Genomic DNA, 18,383 nt, shown 5'->3' with positions numbered 1-18,383 from the left:
GACAGAGGCAGGTGCTGGCCAATGTCATCGCCACTCTGCCGGCCAATCATGGAGGAAGTCATGCTGCTGGGCCATCCCGTTCTATTCAAGTCGCTGTGCTATGTCGACGGACGCTGGGTTCACAGCGACACGGCCTCCACCGTCGCGGTGCAGAACCCTGCCGATCAAAGCGTGATCGGCCATGTTCCGATGTTGAGCGCCGCGCAGATCGAGGAAGCCGTGTCCGCCGCGCAGCGCGCGTTCGAAGCGTGGCGCTGGGTGCCGGTGGCGCAGCGCAGCGCGCTGCTGCTGCGCTGGCACGAACTCGTGCTGCGCCATCGCAACGATCTGGCCAGCATGCTTGCGCTGGAGCAGGGCAAGCCGCTCGCGGAGGCGCGCGGCGAAATCGCCTATGGCGCAAGCTTTATCGAATGGTTCGCGCACGAAGCGAAACGGCTGGGCGGCCGCACGATCCCGTCGCATATCGACGGCGCGCAGCTCGGCACGATGATGGAGCCGGTAGGCGTGGCCGCGCTCATCACGCCGTGGAATTTCCCCTCGGCGATGATCACGCGCAAGGCCGCGGCGGCTATCGCGGCGGGCTGCACCGTGGTCGTGAAGCCCGCGCACGAGACGCCGTTCTCGGCGCTTGCGCTCGCGCAACTCGCGGAAGAAGCGGGATTTCCCGCAGGCGTCTTCAACGTCGTGCTCGGTGAGCCGCAGACCGCGATGGAAACGCTCGTGCGCGACGCTCGCGTGCGCTCGGTCAGCTTCACGGGTTCCACGCGCGTGGGCACGCTCGTCAAGCAGGCCGCGGCGAGTGCCGACATCAAGAAGACCGCACTGGAACTGGGCGGCAACGCGCCCTTCATCGTCGCGGAAGATGCGGATCTCGAAGAAGCCGTGCGCGTGGCCGTGGCCGCGAAGTTTCAGACCTCGGGGCAGGACTGCTGCGCAGCGAACCGCATTCTCGTGGCGAAGCCGCTCTACGAAGCATTCGTTGCCCGCTACAGCGACGCCGTGCGTGCGTTGAAGGTGGGCGGAGCATTCGAAGACAGCGTGGACGTGGGTCCGCTCATGCACCAGGCGGCGTTCGACACCACGCGCGAACGCGTGGCCGACGCCCGCGCGAAAGGCGCACGCATCACCGTGGGCGGCGAGCCGCACGCGCTGGGCGGCTGGTTCTTCGAACCCACCGTGATTGCCGACGCGCGGCCCGGCATGCGCGTCTACGACGAAGAAAACTTCGCGCCCATCTCGGCGGTGTCGCCGTTCGAGACGCTCGACGAAGCCATTGCGCTTGCCAACGACACCGAATACGGCCTTGCCGCCTACTTGATGTCGACGAACCTGAACACCGTCTGGCAGACCCTTCGCCGACTCGAATTCGCGATGGTCTCCGTGAACGGCGCGAAGTTCACGGGCGCGCCCATTCCGTTTGGCGGCATGAAGGCCTCGGGCCTTGGCCGCGAAGGCGGCATGGAAGGCTTCGAACCCTTCGTGGAAACCCGCTACTACTGCCTGGGCCAACTTGGCTTGCCTCACGCGAACGCCGCATCGATGCGGCATGCGGCTGCGGCATGACGCGCGAGCAGGCCCGCCCCTCTATTCAACCGATCACGACATCATCACGGAGAAGCACATGACCTCATTCGACTCCCTGCTCACGGCCGACCGCGCCCACTTCATGCACCCCTCCACGCACGCTCACGACCACGCGAGCGGCGCGCTGCCGGGCCGCATCGTTACGGGCGCAAAGGGCATTCGCATTGAAGACCACACGGGCAAGTCGTTCATCGACGCCTTCGCGGGTCTCTACTGCGTGAACATCGGCTACGGCCGCACCGAAGTGGCCGAGGCCATTTACGAGCAGGCGAAGAAGCTCGCCTACTACCACACCTATGTCGGCCACTCGACGGACACCATCATCGAACTCTCGTCGCGCATCATCGACTGGGCGCCGGCCGGCATGAAGAAGGTGTACTACGGCATGTCCGGTTCGGACGCGAACGAAACGCAGATCAAGATTGTCTGGTACTACAACAACGTGAAGGGCCGCCCGCAAAAGAAGAAGATCATCTCGCGCCAGCGCGGCTATCACGGCTCGGGCATCGTGACGGGCAGCCTCACGGGGCTGCCGGGCTTTCACCAGTGCTTCGACCTGCCCGTCGAGCGCGTCAAGCACACGGTGTGTCCGCACTGGTATCGCCAGGCGCCGGCGGGGATGAGCGAAGAGCAGTTCGTCGCGTACTGCGTGGATGAACTCGAAAAGCTCATTGCGCGCGAAGGCGCGGACACCATCGCCGCGTTCATCGGCGAACCGGTGATGGGCACGGGCGGCATCCTGCCGCCGCCGAAGGGCTACTGGGCGGCTATCCAGCCAGTGCTCAAGAAGCACGACATTCTGCTGATCTGCGACGAAGTGGTGTGCGGCTTCGGGCGGCTCGGTTCGAAGATGGGCGCGCAGCACTACGGTATCGAGCCCGATCTCATCACGGTGGCCAAGGGCCTCACGAGTGCGTATGCGCCGCTCTCGGGCGTGATCGTGAGCGAACGCGTGTGGGACGTAATCGATCAGGCATCCCAGGAACTTGGCGCCATGGGGCACGGCTGGACGTACTCGGGGCATCCGATTTGCGCGGCTGCGGCGCTCGCGAATCTCGACATCCTCGAACGCGAGTCGATTACGCGCAATGCGGCCGAAACGGGTGCATACCTGCAACAGCAACTGCACGCGGCGTTCGATGCGCACCCGCTCGTGGGCGAGGTGCGCGGCGAGGGCATGCTGGCCGCGCTCGAATTCATGGCCGACAAGGACGCGCGCATTCCGTTCGATGCCGCGCTGAAGGTGGGGCCGCGCGTGTCGGCTGCTGCGCTGCAACGCGGTCTGATCGCGCGAGCGATGCCGAACGGCGACATTCTCGGCTTCGCGCCGCCGCTCATCGCATCGCGTGCGGACGTTGACGAGATCGTGCAACTGGCGAAGGCCGCAGTGGACGAGGTGGCCGGGCAGGTGCTCACGCAGAAAGCGTCGGCGGCCGCGTAGAAGTAAATCGAAGGGCGGAAGCAGTAGAGGCGACAGAGGCAGCGCGGGCGCGGCGTTTGCGCCCGCTCGTGCTCGCAAACCGATCATTGGCGTGATATAAGCCCAAGGCAGAGTTTTCTCTGCGCACTCAACTCACTGCGCACGCAAGTGCCATGCAGTGTTGCCATGGGGGACGTCCAATGAAGTTAATCGAAAGAAGCAAAGTCGCTGCTAGTGCATTCGCGTTCGTCTCGCTCGCATCGGTATCCGCGGGCTTTCTCGAGAGCACGCCCGCTGTTGCGAAGGTACCGCAGCAGCCGGCCATCCTTACCGGCTCGGCGGTTGCCGTAGCGGACAAATATGCAGCCGACGCCGCCGAACAGGTCTTCAAGGAAGGCGGCAATGCGGTGGATGCCGCCGTCGCCATCGCATTCACGCTCGCGGTCACGTATCCCGAAGCCGGCAACATCGGCGGTGGCGGGTTCATGACGCTCTACGTGAACGGCAAGCCGTACTTCATCGACTATCGCGAACGTGCGCCGCTGGCCGCCACGCGCAACATGTACCTCGACGACCAGGGCAACGTGATTCCCGGCAAGAGCCTCTATGGCTACGACGCCGTAGGCGTGCCCGGTACCGTGTCGGGCATGTGGGAAGCGCAGCGGCGCTTCGGCAAGCTCAAGTGGAAGCAGGTGCTTGCGCCCGCCATCCATTACGCGCGCGACGGCTTCGAAGTGAGCGACCAGCTCGCGCAGCGTCGCGACGCGGCATCGAAGGAATTCGCGGGCAAGACGAATTTCGATCAGTACTTCGGCGGCATGAACGAAGGCGTCAACTTCAAGCAGCCGCAACTGGCGTCCGTGTTGACGCGCATCGCCAACGACGGCGCGAAAGATTTCTACAGCGGCAAGACCGCCGACCTGATCGCCGCCTCCATGCGCGGCCACGGTCTCATCACGAAGCAGGACCTGCAGCAGTACAAGGCCGTGTGGCGTCAACCGATCGAAGCGAACTGGAACGGCTATCGCATCATCACGGCGCCGCCGCCCAGCTCGGGTGGCATCGGGCTCGTGCAGCTCTTGAAGATGAAGGCCGATCTCGCGCCGTATTTCAAGGGCGTTTCGCTCAACTCGGCTCAATACGTTCACCTGATCGCCGAGATCGAGAAGCGCGTGTTCGCAGACCGCGCCCAGTACCTCGGCGACCCGGACTTCTACAAGGTGCCCATCGCGCAGCTGACCGACGACGCCTACATTGCGAAGCGCGCGGCGGAGGTCAACGAGAACACGCCGTCCGATACGAAGAGCGTGCAGCCGGGGCTTGGCACCTCGATGCCGGAGAAGGCGGAGACCACGCACTTCTCGGTAGTGGACAAGTGGGGCAACGCGGTGTCGAACACCTACACCATCAACGGCTATTTCGGCTCGGGTGTGGTGGCGGACGGCACGGGCATCGTGCTCAACGACGAGATGGACGACTTCTCGGCCAAGCCCGGCGTGCCGAACATGTTCGGCGTGGTGGGCAGCGACGCGAATGCGATTGCGCCGAAGAAGCGGCCGCTTTCTTCCATGACGCCCACCATCCTCACGAAGGACGGCAAGGTGTCGCTCGTGATCGGCACGCCTGGCGGCTCGCGCATCTTCACGTCGATCTTCCAGGTGATCAACAACATCTACGACTTCCACATGCCGCTGAAAGACGCGGTGGCGGCAATGCGCTTCCATCACCAGTTGCTGCCGCCGAATACGATCTTCTGGGAGCCGTATCAGCCCATGGACGGCGAGCTTGCGAAGGCGGTCGAGGCGAAGGGCTATGTGCTGAAGGGGCAGAACTTCAGCGGCGACATCCAGGCCATCAAGATCGACGGCGACACGCCGCTGCCCGCGGCGGACCCGCGCGGACGCGGGGTGACGCGGGTGGTTCAGTAAGTAGCAGGTCAGCAGGAAGCTGGAGTGACGAGGCATCGCACGGGTAGCCGTGCGATGCCTTTTTCGTTTTTGCCGGACCGCGGCGAACGGATGCTTTCCGCAGTGCTCAGCTCACCCCTTCTGCTCCACAGGCGTCACGTCCAGCGCCAGCCGCTGCACGCCGCGCAGCACGGCGATCTTCACCGCGCGATCGATACGCGATGCGTCGAGCGAGCGCTGCAACGCGTCCACGCTGTCCACGGGCAGCGCGTCGATGGCGACGATCGTGTCGTCCACGCGCAGGCCGCCCTGAGCGGCGGGGCTGCCTTTCACCACTTCGAGCACGCGCACGCCCGCGGCCTGATCGAGCCCGAAGTAGCGCTGTGCGCGCCGCGATACCGGCGACACGGTGCCCGCCACGCCGATATAGGCGCGTCGCACGCGGCCATACGCGAAGATCTGCATGATGACCCACTTCGCGGTGTCGATTGCGGTGGCGAAACTGATGGCCTGCGCGCCCTGAATGATCGCCGTGTTCACGCCGATCACCTGGCCTGCCGAATTGATCAGCGGACCGCCCGAATTGCCGGGGTTGAGCGCGGCGTCGGTCTGGATCACGTCGTAGATCATGCGGCCCGTGGTGGAGCGCAGCGAGCGGCCGAGCGCCGAGACGACACCGGTCGTGACGGTCTGCGCGAGGCCGAGCGGATTGCCCACCGCGATGGCGATCTGCCCCACGCGCAGCGACGACGAGTCGCCTAGTTCCACGTGCGGCAGCGGCTCCGCGCAGCCGATGCGCAGCACGGCGAGGTCGCTGTCGGGGTCGTCGCCGACGAGGTCGGCGTCGTATTTCGAACCGTCGGCGAGCGTCACGCTGATGCGCGTGGCGCCGTGCACGACGTGGCTGTTGGTGAGCAGATACCCGTCGGGCGTGAACAGGAATCCCGAACCGGTACCGCCGCGCACGCGCGGCGCGCGGCCGGTGTCGCCGGGCAGGCTGCGTTCGACGGCAATGAAGGCGACGGCCTGCTGCACGCGGGCCAGCGCGCCGATCACGGTGCGCGAGTAGGCGTCGAGCAGGGCGTCGTCGCTTAATGGATCCGGCGTGGCCGGCTCAGGCGTGGCCGGCTGAGGCGCGGCCGGCTGAGATGCGCCCGGCTCAGGCGCACCGCGCGAAAGATCGTCGATAAAACGGGGACGGCTTCCCATGTTGGGGCTCCGGATGAAGAGGGCCGCAGATGCGGGGTCATTGCCCTGTTTTTCAAGGGTGAGGGCAAGCGGTGCCGCGTTTCGCGCGACCGCCCTGCTGGACAGCGAGTCATGCGCGGGGTAATACGGTTGACACCGTGGCATCAGATAATGGGGCGCGCCATTTTGTGCCGCGCCACGTGTGCAATCCGCGCAAGCAGCACGCGACCCATTTTCGTAGCGAGGAGGAAGCCGATGAACGACGAAGACCGCAAGCCCGATATGTCGCTTGAGCGGCAGCGGCGGCTCGAGGAAGAACTGATCGACGCGTACGACGAAGAACTCGAGATGGAGGTGGACGACCGCATCCTCGACGGCGAGGCCGCGTTCACCGACGAGGCTCGCAGCACGCGCCGGCTCTACTTCAAGGAGCTGTTCCGCCTGCAGGGCGAACTCGTGAAGCTGCAGGACTGGATCGTGCACACGGGCCACCGTCTCGTCGTGATCTTCGAGGGGCGGGATGCGGCGGGCAAGGGCGGCGCGATCAAGCGCATCACGCAGCGGCTCAATCCGCGCGTGTGCCGCGTCGCGGCGCTGCCCGCGCCGAACAGCCGCGAGCGCACGCAGTGGTATTTCCAGCGCTACGTGCCGCATCTGCCGGCGGGCGGCGAAATGGTGCTGTTCGACCGCAGCTGGTACAACCGTGCGGGCGTGGAGCGCGTCATGAACTTCTGCACCGACGATGAATACGAGGAGTTCTTCCGCTCCGTACCCGAATTCGAAAAGATGCTGGTGCGCAGCGGCATCCAGATCGTCAAGTACTGGTTTTCGATCACGGACGACGAACAGGAAATCCGCTTCCAGAGCCGCATCGACGACCCGCTCAAGCAGTGGAAGCTGAGCCCGATGGATCTGGAAAGCCGGCGCCGCTGGGAAGCCTACACGCAGGCGAAGGAAGTGATGCTGCAGCGCTCGCACATTCCCGAGGCGCCGTGGTGGGTGGTGCACGCCGTGGACAAGAAGCGCGCGCGGCTCAACTGCATCCACCATCTGCTGAGCCAGGTGCCGTACCACGAGATCGAGCATCCGGCCGTGGCGTTGCCGGCGCGCGTGCATCATCCGGACTACATCCGCCAGCCCGTGCCGGGGGCGATGATGGTGCCCGAGGTGTATTGAGCCATGGCGCTGCGGGAGCAGCGCGCCAACTGTAACCGCAGCGGTTTCAGAGCCTGAAAGACGAAACGCGCGGCGCGGACACTGGTTTCTGCCAGTGCCTGCGCCGCGCGTTTTTTTGTTGCCGGCTCCGCCGAGGCGGGGTTGCTGCTGACCGTTGCGGTGTCGTTCTTCAGACGGCCACGGTCAGCGGGTCACTGCGACATCACTGCAGCATTACTGCGGCATTACTGCGACACGTACGCGACGTAGGGCCCCGTGCCGCCGCCGGTCGACGTCTTGCCGACGATGCCCACGTACACGTGACGTCCGTAGAAGAACGGCAGGCCGAAGTCCATCATGCCGCTGGCCGTGCCCGCGATGTCGTTGAACGCGAAGTTGCCGGTGTTGGCGAGCACGATTTCGTTGGCCACGTTGAAGTTCAGCGCCGTGGTGGTCGCCGAGGCATTCCCGCTCGAATTGGTGAGCGAGGCCGTGAGCGGCAGCGTCGTGCTGGGCGCGTACCACGAACCGCTGCGTGTAATGGTCGAGTCCGGGAAGAACAGGCCGTTGGAGCCCGAGTCGAAGAACGCGTTGTCGGTGAAGGTCTGCGTCTTGTAGGTGGCCGTGAAGTTGCCCGCGTTGTTGGTCTTGAGCAGCGTGGCGCCAGTTCCAGACAAGACGCTGTTGCTTGCTTTATCGATGCCGAATACGAGCGTGCCTGAGGCGGTTGTCGCGCCCAGATCCGCCACCTGCGCCATTTCCACGATCACGCCGTTGTTGTCGGTCGGGAAGAGGGCGACAGGGTTTTGCACCTGCGAGGCGAGCGGCTGGGTGGTAGCCGTGCAGGTGGACGGGGAACCCGAGCACGTGTAATACGCGCCGCTCTGCGCGCCGCTCACACACCCGGTGCCGCAGTCGTATTGACTACTGCCGACGCCGAGAATGCCGTTGGCAAAGGCCGCATTAGGCGTGTTCATGGCCGTGCCGATCTGGCATTCGCTCGGAGCCGATGCCGAGATCGCGGAGTCACTGATGATCTGCACCGGAACGTTCGTGGCGACTTCGGTGCCGAGCTTGATGTCGGCGTTGCGCACGCCGCCCCACGTGTAGCCGCTGACGAAGAGGCCGCATTCGGCGACAGTCGGTGCCGCCAATGCATTCATCGTGTTCGAAGGCACGACCGATGCGAATAGCCGCAAGCCATACGAGCCGGTATCCAGCAGGACGTTCGGGATCGTCGAGCAGGTGGAGCCCGTGGCGCCGGTGTTGGCTTGGCACACCGTCACGCTCACCATCGGCGCATTCACGAGCCCGAACGGCTGGCTCGACACGCTGATCGCCACCGCGTTGGTGCCGTTGACGGCGGTCGGCGTAGCCGTTGCATCGGCCCACGGCGTGGTGTTTGTGGAATTGGTCGAACTGCTCGTGCTGCCGGACGTCGTGGTGCTGCCCGACGTCGTGCCGGAACTGGTCGTCGTGGTCGTGCTGGAGCCGCCGCCACCGCCGCCGCCACAGGCGGCCAGAACGAGACAGAAGCCGGCGATCGCGCCAAACCATGCGAATTTGCTGGACATGAGGGTTATCTCGCTTACTGGATATCGTCAGTGTTGAAGCCGGCCGGCACCGCGAGCGGCAGCCATGCACGGCCCGTGAAGGAACCCATGTGTCCGCCCGTCTGAACCACGAGGTTCGACTGCTGGACGGTGGCGGGTCCGTATCCGTTGTGCTGCGCCGCATGCGCAGTAGCGAGCCCCTGTACGTAGGCAGGGAAGTAGGTGCCGAGCAGCGTGTTCAGCGGCGCCATCTGCGGGCCTTGCCACGCAATGGCGAACACGGTGCCGTTCGTTCCGACGTATTCGCGAACCACCGTGCCGCTCGGCAGCGTGGTCTCGTTGACGCGGAACAGCACGGCAGCGGCGTTGATGCGCTGCGTCATCCGCGTGTTGGTGGTGCTGGCGGGCTGCCAGGTCGGAGCGGCGCCCAGCTCGGCATAGGCCGGCGAGGCGGAAACGATTGCGGCCGCGGCGAGCGCGACAGCAACGGGCGACAAAACCCTCGTATCGAATCTTCTCATTCGCGAATATCCAACGTTTTATGTTTATTGGGTGAGTGGTGCGACAACAGGTGATTCATGGGTCACCCAATGGGGAATGACGGCAGTTAAAGGGAATTCTTAAGGGCGATTACGCCGGTAAGCAGTCGCAGCCCCGCTGGGCTTGGCGTTCGCGGCAGCGGGTAAGACGCGGCAACGCAATCGTAGCGGAACAGCGTTCGATCAATGATCCGAAATGAATGGCCGCGGGAGCGCCTGGCGCGTGCGACGCCCTCAGGCTGACAAGGCGGAACGGAGAAAACAGCGGCGCGGAAAATGGGGCGGCCGCGACGTGTGTGGCGCGTCCGCCGACCGGAAGGTGCGGGGCGCGGCTTACCCATCGGAAGGCCGCGCGGGAAGGCGGCGCGTGGCGGCTCATCCCTCGGAGGGTTGTGCGGAAAGGCGGCGCGTGGCGGCTCTTCCTTCGGAAGGCCACGCGGAAAGGTGGCGCGTCCCGGCTCATCCTTCGGACGGCCGCGCGGGAAGGCAGTGCGCCGCATCCCGCCCGCCGAATGGCGGCGGCGCACCGCGCACCACGTCCGTCCGCCCGTCAGAACGCGTGGCGGAACACCCAGTACAGTGCGCCCGCCAGTGCGATCGAGGCCGGCAGTGTCAGCACCCAGGCCAGCACGAGGCTGCGCACCGTGCCCCATTGCAGCCCCGAGCCGTTGGCCGCCATCGTGCCCGCCACGCCCGACGAGAGCACGTGCGTCGTGGAGACCGGCAGCCCGTACACGTCGGCCGCGCCAATCGTCGCCATGGCGACAAGTTCCGCCGAGGCGCCTTGCCCGTAGGTCAGATGTTGCTTGCCGATGCGCTCGCCCACCGTCACGACGATGCGCTTCCAGCCCACCATCGTGCCCAGTCCGAGCGCGATCGCCACGGCCACCTTCACCCAGGTCGGGATGAACTTGGTGGCGTGGTCCACCTGCTTGCGGAAGTTGTCGATGGCGCCGGCATCCGCCGCCGCGAAGACGGGCTGCTTCGCCTTTTCCATGAGCCGGATGGCTTCGGACACCACGTACATGTCGTTGCGCACGTTGCCCACTTCACTCTGCGGCACGGCGGCCATGGAGGGCGACGCGCCCACCTGGTCCGCAATGCGTAGCGTGAGCGCCTGAATGGCCGGCACCGTGGCGGGCGACAGCTCCCGGCTCGCGATGTAGCGTTCTGCCTCGACGCGCGGCTGCGCGGGCGCCGCTACGCCGTTCGTGTACTTGCCGAAGGTGGCGGCGGCCTCGTGCGCCACGGCGATGAAGGTCTGCGTCTCAGCCGGCGTGACCGCGCGATTGAGCGCGTAGGCGGTGGGCACCGTGCCGATCAGGATCAGCATGATGAGCCCCATGCCCTTCTGGCCGTCGTTGGAGCCATGCGCGAACGACACGCCCGTGCACGTCAGCACGAGCAGCGCGCGAATCCAGAACGGCGGCGCTTCGTTGCCCTTGGGTTCGGCGTAGAGCGCCGGCACGCGCACGAGCGCCTTGAGCACGAGCAGCAACAGCGCGGAAAGCAGGAAGCCGACCACCGGCGAAAACAGCAGCGACTTGCCGACGCCCAGCGCCTGGCTCCAGTCCACGCCGCTTGTGCGCGAGGCGCCGTGCATCAGCTGGTTCATGAGCCCCACGCCGATGATGGAGCCGATCAGCGTATGCGAACTCGACGACGGCAGCCCGAAGTACCACGTCCCCAGATTCCAGATGATGGCCGCGATCAGCAGCGCGAACACCATCGCGAAGCCTGCGCTGCTGCCCACCTGCAGGATCAGCTCCACAGGCAGCAGTTGCAGGATGCCGAACGCGACGGCGCCCGTGGACGTGAGCACGCCCAGAAAATTCCACGTGCCCGACCAGATCACGGCCGCATTCGGCGTGAGCGAATGGGTATAGATGACGGTGGCCACGGCGTTCGCGGTATCGTGGAAGCCGTTCACGAATTCGAAGCCGAGCGCGATGGCGAGGGCCACGCCCAGCAGCAGCCAGGGCAGGATGGAGCCCTCGCGCACGGGCGCGAGATCGCCGATCAGGTGCGTTGCAACGTAGACGGCGCCGATCAGCAGCACGGCGAGAAATGCGGCCAGGCTTGCGTTGCGGCCGCGCGCGGCGCCGGCAGTGGCCTGCTGGGGATACGAAAGGTCTGGCATTGCCTTGTCTCTCCTCATTAGGGTGTCGAGATCGGGAGCGGCCCTGGCAGGACGCGGCCGGGGCGGGGGCGCTCGGGATCGGGCCTGAAAGCGGCCTTGAAGGGGTTTTGAAGCAGGCCCTGAAGGGGCCTTGAAGCAAGCCCGAAACCGGCTCAAAACGGGCCAGAAGCAGGTTCGAAAGCAGGCTCAGAGCGGGCTCAGAGCGGGATCAAGCGCGTGCCAGAACAGCGCACCGAAAGCTGACCCGAAAGCCGAACGAACAGCGGACCAACAAGCGGGTCCCCGTCCATCGTGGCGAATGTGAATGTCGGCTTGATGACGGTTTTGTATGGATGCGACCGCGTTGGGGTCGCTTTGGGGTGAGTTTGGTTTGGCGCGCGCAGTTCCGGGCGGTCTTCGGCTGCTCGGACGTTGGCAGAAGACCGCTCTGGCGTCGCTCGCGCAGACTCGTGCGCTGCGGGAGCGCGCGGGCATCAACCGAGGGAGGAAGGCATGACCGTTTCCCGTCTCAAGATGATTCCCGGCATTGGCGTGGACCGAATGGGCGACGCCGCGGACGCGCAACACAACCGCAACATCCTGCGGCTGGAAAATCTCGACACGGACCTGCGTCCGCCCGCGGAAGCCATCCGCGCGACGCACGCAGCCATCGACGACGACGACGCCAACAGCTACCTGCCGTTCATCGGCCAGACGGCGCTGCGCGAGGCCGTGGTCGCGCGCATGCAGCGCACGGCCGGTGCCGTCTACGATCCCGCCAGCGAATGCATCGTTTCCGCGGGCGGCCTCGCGGGCATCCTCAACGTGCTGCTTTCCATCCTGGAGCCTGGCGACGAAGTGGTGCTCACCGATCCGACCTACGCGGGCCTCATCAACCGCGTGCGGCTGGCGGGCGGCGTGCCCGTGTTTGTGCGGCTCGTGCCCGGCGCTGCGGGCTGGCGCCTCGATCTGGATAGTCTCGCGGCAACCGTCGGGCCGCGCACGCGGGCGTTCCTCATGGTGTCGCCTTCCATGCCGGGCGGTTTCGTCGCGAATGCCGAGGAATGGAACGCGATTGCCGATCATTGCCGCCGCGCCGACGCATGGCTCGTCTACAACGCCGCGATGGAACGCATCCTGTTCGATGGCCGCGAGGTCATTCATCCCGCGGCGCTGCCCGGCATGCGCGAGCGGACCATGACGGTGGGTTCCGTGTCGAAGGAGTACCGCATGATCGGCTGGCGCGTGGGCTGGATTGTGGGCCCCGAGCCGATCATGGCCGACGTGCGGCTCACGAGCCTCTCGAACGTGGTGTGCCAGGTGGGCATCGGCATGCCGGGGGCGACGGCCGCGCTCACCTGTGCCGACGACGGTGTCGCGCAGGCCGTTGCCGAATGGCAGGCGCGCCGCGACTGTCTGCTCGATGCCTTGCGCGGCCTGCCGGTGGTGCCGCCGCACGGCGGCTGGTCGCTGCTGATCGACACGGAACAGTTGGGGCTCGCGCCGCAGGAAGCGTCGCGGCTGCTGCTCGCGAAGGGCGAGGTGGCGGCTACCGCGATGTCGGGCTGGGGGCCTGACGCGGGCCGTTATCTGCGCTTCGTGTTTTCGAACGAGCCCGTTGCGCGGCTAGCGGATATTCGCGAGCGCGTGCGCCGCGCCTGGGGCGTGTAACGTCGCTGCCGCTTGCCGCTTGCCGCTTGCCGCTTGCCGCTTGCCGCTGCCGCCGCCGTGCTTGCGGCGTTCACGCCGTGCATTGCAGCAGCGGCTCGCGCGCGAACACGGCTGCCACCCAGTCGACGAACACGCGGATGCGGTGCGGCAACTGCCGGTTGGGCGAGTAGAGAATCGAGATGGGGCGCGGGATGGAAGGGTAGTCCTTCAGGATCTCGCGCAGCGCGCCGCTGGCAAGATAGGGCTCCAGAATGAAGCGCGTGCCCTTCACGATGCCGAGCCCTTGCAGTCCGCAAGCCACGTAGGCGCCCACCTCGTTCACGGCGATCATGCTTTTCATGTCGAAGAGTTCGGTCTTGCCGTTCACCTGGAAGTCCCAGGCCCGCACGCGCCCCGTGTTGCTCGACACGTAGTTGACGCCGATGTGCCCGCTCAGGTCCTCGGGCGATTTCGGCTCGCCGTATTTGTCGAGGTAGGCGGGCGCGGCGCAGGTCACGCGCCCCATGTTGCCGATGCGCCGTGCCACGAGCCCCGAGTCGTCCAGCTCGCCGGTGCGGATCACGCAGTCCACGCCTTCTTCGACGATGTCCACCTGACGGTCCGAGAGACCCATTTCGATTTCGATGTCGGGATACGCCGCGAAGAATTCGGGCAGCGCCGGAATGATCGAGGTTTTCGCGATCAGCGCCGGCATGTTGACCTTGATCTTGCCCTTCGGGCTCAGCCGGGCATGCGTGAGTTCCGACTCCATCTCGTCCACTTCGGCGAGCACGCGCAGCGAGCGCTGGTAGTAGCGCTCGCCGTCTTCGGTCACGCTCACGCTGCGCGTGGTGCGGTTCAGGAGCCGCGCGCCCAGATGCGCTTCGAGCGCCTGGATGATGCGCGAGGCCTGCGGCGCCGTGAGTTGCAGCGTTTCGGCTGCCTTCGTGAAGCTGCCGGATTCGACCACGCGGGCGAATACCTTCATCGCCAGAAACCGGTCCATCATGTTGCGATCCTCGTTCGTTGTTGTGCCTGAGTCGGCATGGCGTGCACGCTGAATGCGCTTGGCGCGCTCAATGCACCTGATGATGCGTCGGCTAGTCCGCCGAATCCGCCGAATCCTCTGATTCCACGAACACCGCGCGACCCTGCGTCATGTCGCGCAGCGCATCGCGTGCGCGTTCCACCATCGTGGCCGGCATGCTGATGGTGAATTGAACGCCCATCGCGTAGCGGCTATCCGCGAGCGTGAAACCTTCCTGTTCCATCCAGCGCCGCACGCGCGTTTCGTCGGCATAGCCGATCTCCACGGTCAGCAAGGCCTGAGCGATGCGCTCCACGCGCGGCGCGTCTTGCAGCGCCGTCGCAATGGCGTCCGTGTAAGCGCGCACGAGGCCACCCGCGCCCAGCTTCACGCCGCCGTAGTAGCGCACCACGGCCGCGAGCACGCCGTCCAGGTCGTGATGGCGCAGCACTTCGAGAATGGGCCGGCCCGCAGTACCGGACGGCTCGCCGTCGTCCGACATGCCGGACTGGCCGCCCGCCAGCAGCGCCCAGCACACGTGCGTAGCCGTGGGATGCTGCTGGCGCAGGCCGCGCAGCACCTCCATTGCGGCGTCGCGGTCGGCAACGGGCACGGCACAGGCGAGGAAGCGGCTCTTGCGGATGTCGAGTTCCGCGGTAACGGTATGGGCGAGCGTGTAGGTCATGTAGCGGTTTGCCGGAAACCCCGCGATTTTACCGTGGCGGCTTATCGGCCCATCTATCGGCCCGGCTATCGGCTCATCTATGCCGATTGAATTTTTAAGCTGGCGCTGGGTTTATTGGTTTTGTTAGATGCATGTCATTCGGCTGTCGAATGACAGATAACTAACCAACACGCTAATCAACCCACTCACCACACCGCGCGATGCGACCCACCTTCGCCCAGACCGTCGAAGCCAGTTTTGCCGGGCTCACGCCCACCGCCAAGCGTATTGCGAGCTACATGCTGGCGAACCTCGACCGCCTCGGGCTCGAGACCGCCGACGAGATCGCCCAACGCACGGGCACGAGCGGCATCTCCGTGGGGCGCTTTCTGCGCAGCGTGGGCTACCGCAACCTCGACGATCTCAAGCGCGAGCTGCGCGGCGCGCTCGAACGGCCCTGGATGATTACTGACCGGCTCGACGAGTACCGCCGGCGCGCTGCCGCAGGCCAGAACGGCGCCGGCCATGACGACGCGGCTACCGCATCGAACGGCGAAGGAGCGCCCGCGGCAGCCTCGTCGCAGATCGCCTCGCCGCTTGCCTCGCCAGGCGCACCGAACGCGCTGGAACTCGAACTGGACGCCATCCGCCACGTCTACGCGCTCGCGCAGAGCGAGGCGTTCGCCAACGTCTCGAAGCGCATCGCGCATGCCGAGGCCGTCTACATTCTCGGCATCCAGTCCACGCGCGGCATTAGCAACGCGTTCTACAGTTACCTCGAATACATCCGGCCGCGCGTGTTCTACTCGGACGGCATGTCGGGCTCGTACGTGGACTCGCTCAATGCCGAGTTCGCCGAGCCCTACCTGATCGTGACCGACACGCGCGCGTACTCGCGCATCGCGCGCCGCTACTGCGAAGCCGCCGCGCGCCGCGGCCTGCCGTTCGCACTCGTCACCGACCTCTACTGCCCGTGGGCGCGCGACTTCGCCTGCGACCTCATCCAGGTGAAGACCGACGTCGGGCAGTTCTGGGATTCGCTCGCGCCGCTCACGTGCCTGTTCAATCTGCTCATTACGTCGGTGGTCGAACGGCTCGGCCCCGCCATCGACGCGCGCGTGGCCCGCAACCGCGAGCTGCAGCGCGAACTCGAACAGTTCGACGTGCCGGCGTCCCGTCAATCGCATCGCACTACGTCTGCCTCTTCGTGACACCCTTCGTGACCCCATTCATGACCTCATTCATGACGCACCCGCACCGCCTCGTTCCCATCACGCCCGAAAGCCACGGCGTGGATCTCGACATCGTCTACGCGACCGACCGCAACCTGACGGGCAAGCCCATCTATAAGGCGGCCCACTGCCTGTTGCTCGAACCCGCGGAAGCCGCGCTGCGCCGTGCCGTGGAGATTGCGCGTGCAAGCGGCTACACGCTGCGCATCTTCGACGCCTACCGCCCGCCGCAAGCGCAGCAGGTGCTGTGGGACTTCCTGCCGGACCCTACCTACGTGGCGGACGTGAAGCGCGGCTCGCACCACAGCCGCGGCGTGGCGCTCGATCTCACATTGCTCGACACCGAAGGCAACGCGCTCGAAATGGGCACGGGCTTCGACGCAATGACCATCGAATCGGAGCACTTTCACCCCGGCCTGCCCGAGCACGTGCAGCGCAACCGGCTGCAACTGATCGGCGTGATGCACGCCGCGGGTTTCACGCACATCAAGAGCGAGTGGTGGCATTACGAACTGCCCGGCGCAATGGCGTTGCCTCTCATCGACAACGAAGAAAGCGGCCCGTTGCGGTTGATGTAGCGTCCAGATGTAACGCCCTGACGCAGCGCATAGCGGATAACCAGTTTTGCCGATACACCTATTTTCACTACCACTGCACGACCACTTACGGGAGCGAACATGAATCGCGTTTTGCGCAATGGGCTGGCCGCGGCCAGCATGGCGGCAGCTCTGGGCTTCGGGTTTGGCGCGCCGGCGCTGGCCGCCACGCCGAAAGACATGCTCGTGATGGCCACGATGCTCGACGAGTTTTCCACGCTCGATCCGGGCGAAGTCTACGAACTCGTGCCCGAGGAATACATTGCGAACACCTACGACCGGCTCGTGCGGGTGGATCTCAAAGACCCCTCGAAATTCAATGGCGACGTGGCGCAGTCATGGACCGTGAGCCCCGACGGACTCACCTTCACGTTCAAGATCAAGAGCGGCCTCAAGTTCCACTCGGGCAACCCACTCACGGCAGACGACGTGGCCTGGTCCATTCAGCGCACGGTGCTGCTCGACAAGGGCGCGGCTGCGGTGCTGCAAGGCATTGGCCTCACGAAGGACAACGTGCTGCAACGCGTGAAGAAGATAGACGACACGACGGTCAGCATCACCACCGACCAGAAGTACGCGCCGACCTTCGTGCTGAACGTGCTGGGCGCGTGGCCGGCATCGGTGGTGGACAAGCAGTTGCTGCTCACCCACCAGAAGAACAACGACTTCGGCAACGAGTGGCTGCGCACGAACGAAGCGGGCTCCGGCGCGTACCGGCTCGTGAAGTGGACGGCGAACGAGAGCATCGTCTTGCAGCGCTTCGACGGCTACCGTCTGCCGCTCGCCATGAAGCGCATCGTGCTGCGTCACGTGCCCGAAGCGGCGAGCCAGCGGCTGCTGCTCGAAAACGGCGACGCCGACGTGGCCCGCAACCTGAGCCCCGACGACCTCGCCGCGCTCGAAAAATCGGGCAAGGCGCACATCACGGCGGTGCCGCAGGCTACGCTGCTGTACCTCGGCCTCAACGTGAAGAATGCGAACCTCGCGAAGCCCGAAGTGCAGGAAGCCATGAAATGGCTGATCGACTACAACGGCATTCAGACCAACATCGCGAAGACCACCTTCAAGGTGCACCAGACGTTCCTGCCCGAAGGCTTCCTCGGCGCGCTGAACACGAACCCCTACCATCAGGACGTGGCGAAGGCCAAGGCGCTGCTCGCCAAAGCCGGCCTGCCGAACGGCTTCAACGTGACGATGGACGTGCGCAACGGCTACCCCTATAGCGAGATCGCGCAGGCGGTTCAGGCCAATCTCGCGCAGGGCGGCATCAAGGTGGAGATCATTCCCGGCGACAACAAGCAGACGCTCGCGAAGTACCGCGCGCGCCAGCACGATATCTACATCGGCGAATGGTCGGCGGACTACATCGATCCGCACAGCAACGCGCAGGGCTTCGCATGGAATCCGGACAACTCGGAGAAGTCGGCCTACAAGATGCTCGCGTGGCGCAATTCGTGGGACATCCCCGACCTCACGAAGGAAACCAACGAGGCGCTGGCCGAGTCGTCGTCCGCGAAGCGCGCGCAGCTGTATCAGACCATGCAGAAGCAACTGCTCGCGCGCTCGCCGTTCGTCATCATGTTCCAGCAGGTTTCGCAGGTCGCTGCGCGACCCGGCGTGACCGGCCTCGAAGTGGGCCCGATCAACGACCTCGTGTCGTACCTGCACGTCAAGAAGCAATAAGTGTGGCGATAAGCGTGGTCATAAGCGCGGCATGAGAGGCGCGCCCGCGCCTCTCGCTGGAGGAAA

Annotated in this window: 14 protein-coding genes; 8 read left to right on the top strand and 6 right to left on the bottom strand. The window is 65.5% G+C overall.

What is annotated here, in order from left to right; all coding sequences use genetic code 11:
- The first annotated feature begins 60 nt into the window (after window positions 1-60).
- The 3 genes from PXJ20_RS21540 (at window position 61) to ggt (ending at window position 4,932) form a co-directional block, all read left to right on the top strand.
- Window positions 61-1,563: an NAD-dependent succinate-semialdehyde dehydrogenase gene (locus PXJ20_RS21540; protein ID WP_421032593.1), complete on the top strand. Its 1,503-nt coding sequence runs from the start codon at window positions 61-63 to the stop codon at window positions 1,561-1,563.
- Window positions 1,564-1,621: 58 nt separating this feature from the next.
- Window positions 1,622-3,025, top strand: coding sequence for an aspartate aminotransferase family protein (locus PXJ20_RS21535; protein ID WP_421031111.1), 1,404 nt, complete (start codon window positions 1,622-1,624; stop codon window positions 3,023-3,025).
- 179 nt (window positions 3,026-3,204) lie between these two features.
- Window positions 3,205-4,932 (top strand): gamma-glutamyltransferase, encoded by a 1,728-nt coding sequence (ggt, locus tag PXJ20_RS21530; RefSeq protein WP_017777444.1) that lies wholly within the window; start codon window positions 3,205-3,207, stop codon window positions 4,930-4,932.
- A 111-nt stretch (window positions 4,933-5,043) separates the two neighbouring features.
- Here the strand turns inward: ggt and PXJ20_RS21525 are convergent, their stop codons facing one another.
- Entirely contained in the window at window positions 5,044-6,120 is a 1,077-nt protein-coding gene (locus PXJ20_RS21525) for a S1C family serine protease (protein ID WP_421031110.1), read from the bottom strand.
- A 234-nt stretch (window positions 6,121-6,354) separates the two neighbouring features.
- On the opposite strand from PXJ20_RS21525, the gene ppk2 reads away from it, so the two are divergent.
- Window positions 6,355-7,275, top strand: coding sequence for a polyphosphate kinase 2 (gene ppk2, locus PXJ20_RS21520; RefSeq protein WP_017777446.1), 921 nt, complete (start codon window positions 6,355-6,357; stop codon window positions 7,273-7,275).
- 224 nt (window positions 7,276-7,499) lie between these two features.
- Here ppk2 and PXJ20_RS21515 read toward each other — a convergent pair whose 3' ends face one another.
- From PXJ20_RS21515 to PXJ20_RS21505, 3 genes are all read right to left on the bottom strand, one after another.
- Window positions 7,500-8,828 carry a DUF3443 family protein gene (locus tag PXJ20_RS21515; protein ID WP_421031109.1) on the bottom strand — a complete coding sequence of 443 codons (1,329 nt, stop codon included), beginning with the start codon at window positions 8,826-8,828 and terminating at the stop codon, window positions 7,500-7,502.
- 14 nt (window positions 8,829-8,842) lie between these two features.
- Window positions 8,843-9,328, bottom strand: a complete 486-nt coding sequence (locus PXJ20_RS21510) for a DUF2844 domain-containing protein (RefSeq protein WP_026121975.1) — start codon at window positions 9,326-9,328, stop codon at window positions 8,843-8,845.
- 568 nt (window positions 9,329-9,896) lie between these two features.
- Entirely contained in the window at window positions 9,897-11,486 is a 1,590-nt protein-coding gene (locus PXJ20_RS21505; RefSeq protein WP_421031108.1) for an inorganic phosphate transporter, read from the bottom strand.
- 492 nt (window positions 11,487-11,978) lie between these two features.
- On the opposite strand from PXJ20_RS21505, the gene PXJ20_RS21500 reads away from it, so the two are divergent.
- Window positions 11,979-13,136, top strand: coding sequence for a pyridoxal phosphate-dependent aminotransferase (locus PXJ20_RS21500; RefSeq protein WP_421031107.1), 1,158 nt, complete (start codon window positions 11,979-11,981; stop codon window positions 13,134-13,136).
- A gap of 70 nt (window positions 13,137-13,206) precedes the next feature.
- Here PXJ20_RS21500 and PXJ20_RS21495 read toward each other — a convergent pair whose 3' ends face one another.
- Both PXJ20_RS21495 and PXJ20_RS21490 read right to left on the bottom strand, forming a co-directional pair.
- On the bottom strand, window positions 13,207-14,121 hold the full coding sequence (locus tag PXJ20_RS21495; protein WP_026121976.1) for a LysR family transcriptional regulator: 915 nt from the start codon (window positions 14,119-14,121) through the stop codon (window positions 13,207-13,209).
- A 94-nt stretch (window positions 14,122-14,215) separates the two neighbouring features.
- Entirely contained in the window at window positions 14,216-14,827 is a 612-nt protein-coding gene (locus PXJ20_RS21490; protein ID WP_421031106.1) for an IMPACT family protein, read from the bottom strand.
- Window positions 14,828-15,027: 200 nt separating this feature from the next.
- Here PXJ20_RS21490 and sapR point away from each other — a divergent pair, with 200 nt between their 5' ends.
- From sapR to PXJ20_RS21475, 3 genes are all read left to right on the top strand, one after another.
- A complete protein-coding gene (gene sapR / locus PXJ20_RS21485) occupies window positions 15,028-16,017 on the top strand; it encodes a sap1 transcriptional regulator SapR (RefSeq protein ID WP_017777453.1) in 990 nt (329 codons plus the stop codon).
- 32 nt (window positions 16,018-16,049) lie between these two features.
- A complete protein-coding gene (gene ddpX / locus PXJ20_RS21480) occupies window positions 16,050-16,616 on the top strand; it encodes a D-alanyl-D-alanine dipeptidase (RefSeq protein WP_421031105.1) in 567 nt (188 codons plus the stop codon).
- Window positions 16,617-16,715: 99 nt separating this feature from the next.
- Window positions 16,716-18,317 (top strand): ABC transporter substrate-binding protein, encoded by a 1,602-nt coding sequence (locus PXJ20_RS21475; protein ID WP_421031104.1) that lies wholly within the window; start codon window positions 16,716-16,718, stop codon window positions 18,315-18,317.
- The last annotated feature ends 66 nt before the right edge of the window (window positions 18,318-18,383 follow it).

It is taken from the genome of Paraburkholderia sp. A1RI_3L (assembly GCF_048957895.1).
GTDB lineage: Bacteria > Pseudomonadota > Gammaproteobacteria > Burkholderiales > Burkholderiaceae > Paraburkholderia > Paraburkholderia kururiensis.
Note: the sequence above shows the minus strand (reverse complement) of the source record. Positions and strands in the feature narration are given on the sequence as shown.

Bases quoted from the DNA above. Each gene is read 5' to 3' on its own strand.
- ddpX (WP_421031105.1), top strand. From the start codon at position 16,050: ATGACGCACCCGCACCGCCTCGTTCCCATCACGCCCGAAAGCCACGGC.
- sapR (WP_017777453.1), top strand. From the start codon at position 15,028: ATGCGACCCACCTTCGCCCAGACCGTCGAAGCCAGTTTTGCCGGGCTC.
- PXJ20_RS21495 (WP_026121976.1), bottom strand. From the start codon at position 14,121: ATGGACCGGTTTCTGGCGATGAAGGTATTCGCCCGCGTGGTCGAATCC.
- PXJ20_RS21490 (WP_421031106.1), bottom strand. From the start codon at position 14,827: ATGACCTACACGCTCGCCCATACCGTTACCGCGGAACTCGACATCCGC.
- PXJ20_RS21475 (WP_421031104.1), top strand. From the start codon at position 16,716: ATGAATCGCGTTTTGCGCAATGGGCTGGCCGCGGCCAGCATGGCGGCA.
- PXJ20_RS21540 (WP_421032593.1), top strand. From the start codon at position 61: ATGCTGCTGGGCCATCCCGTTCTATTCAAGTCGCTGTGCTATGTCGAC.
- PXJ20_RS21525 (WP_421031110.1), bottom strand. From the start codon at position 6,120: ATGGGAAGCCGTCCCCGTTTTATCGACGATCTTTCGCGCGGTGCGCCT.
- PXJ20_RS21515 (WP_421031109.1), bottom strand. From the start codon at position 8,828: ATGTCCAGCAAATTCGCATGGTTTGGCGCGATCGCCGGCTTCTGTCTC.
- ggt (WP_017777444.1), top strand. From the start codon at position 3,205: ATGAAGTTAATCGAAAGAAGCAAAGTCGCTGCTAGTGCATTCGCGTTC.
- PXJ20_RS21535 (WP_421031111.1), top strand. From the start codon at position 1,622: ATGACCTCATTCGACTCCCTGCTCACGGCCGACCGCGCCCACTTCATG.
- ppk2 (WP_017777446.1), top strand. From the start codon at position 6,355: ATGAACGACGAAGACCGCAAGCCCGATATGTCGCTTGAGCGGCAGCGG.
- PXJ20_RS21510 (WP_026121975.1), bottom strand. From the start codon at position 9,328: ATGAGAAGATTCGATACGAGGGTTTTGTCGCCCGTTGCTGTCGCGCTC.
- PXJ20_RS21505 (WP_421031108.1), bottom strand. From the start codon at position 11,486: ATGCCAGACCTTTCGTATCCCCAGCAGGCCACTGCCGGCGCCGCGCGC.
- PXJ20_RS21500 (WP_421031107.1), top strand. From the start codon at position 11,979: ATGACCGTTTCCCGTCTCAAGATGATTCCCGGCATTGGCGTGGACCGA.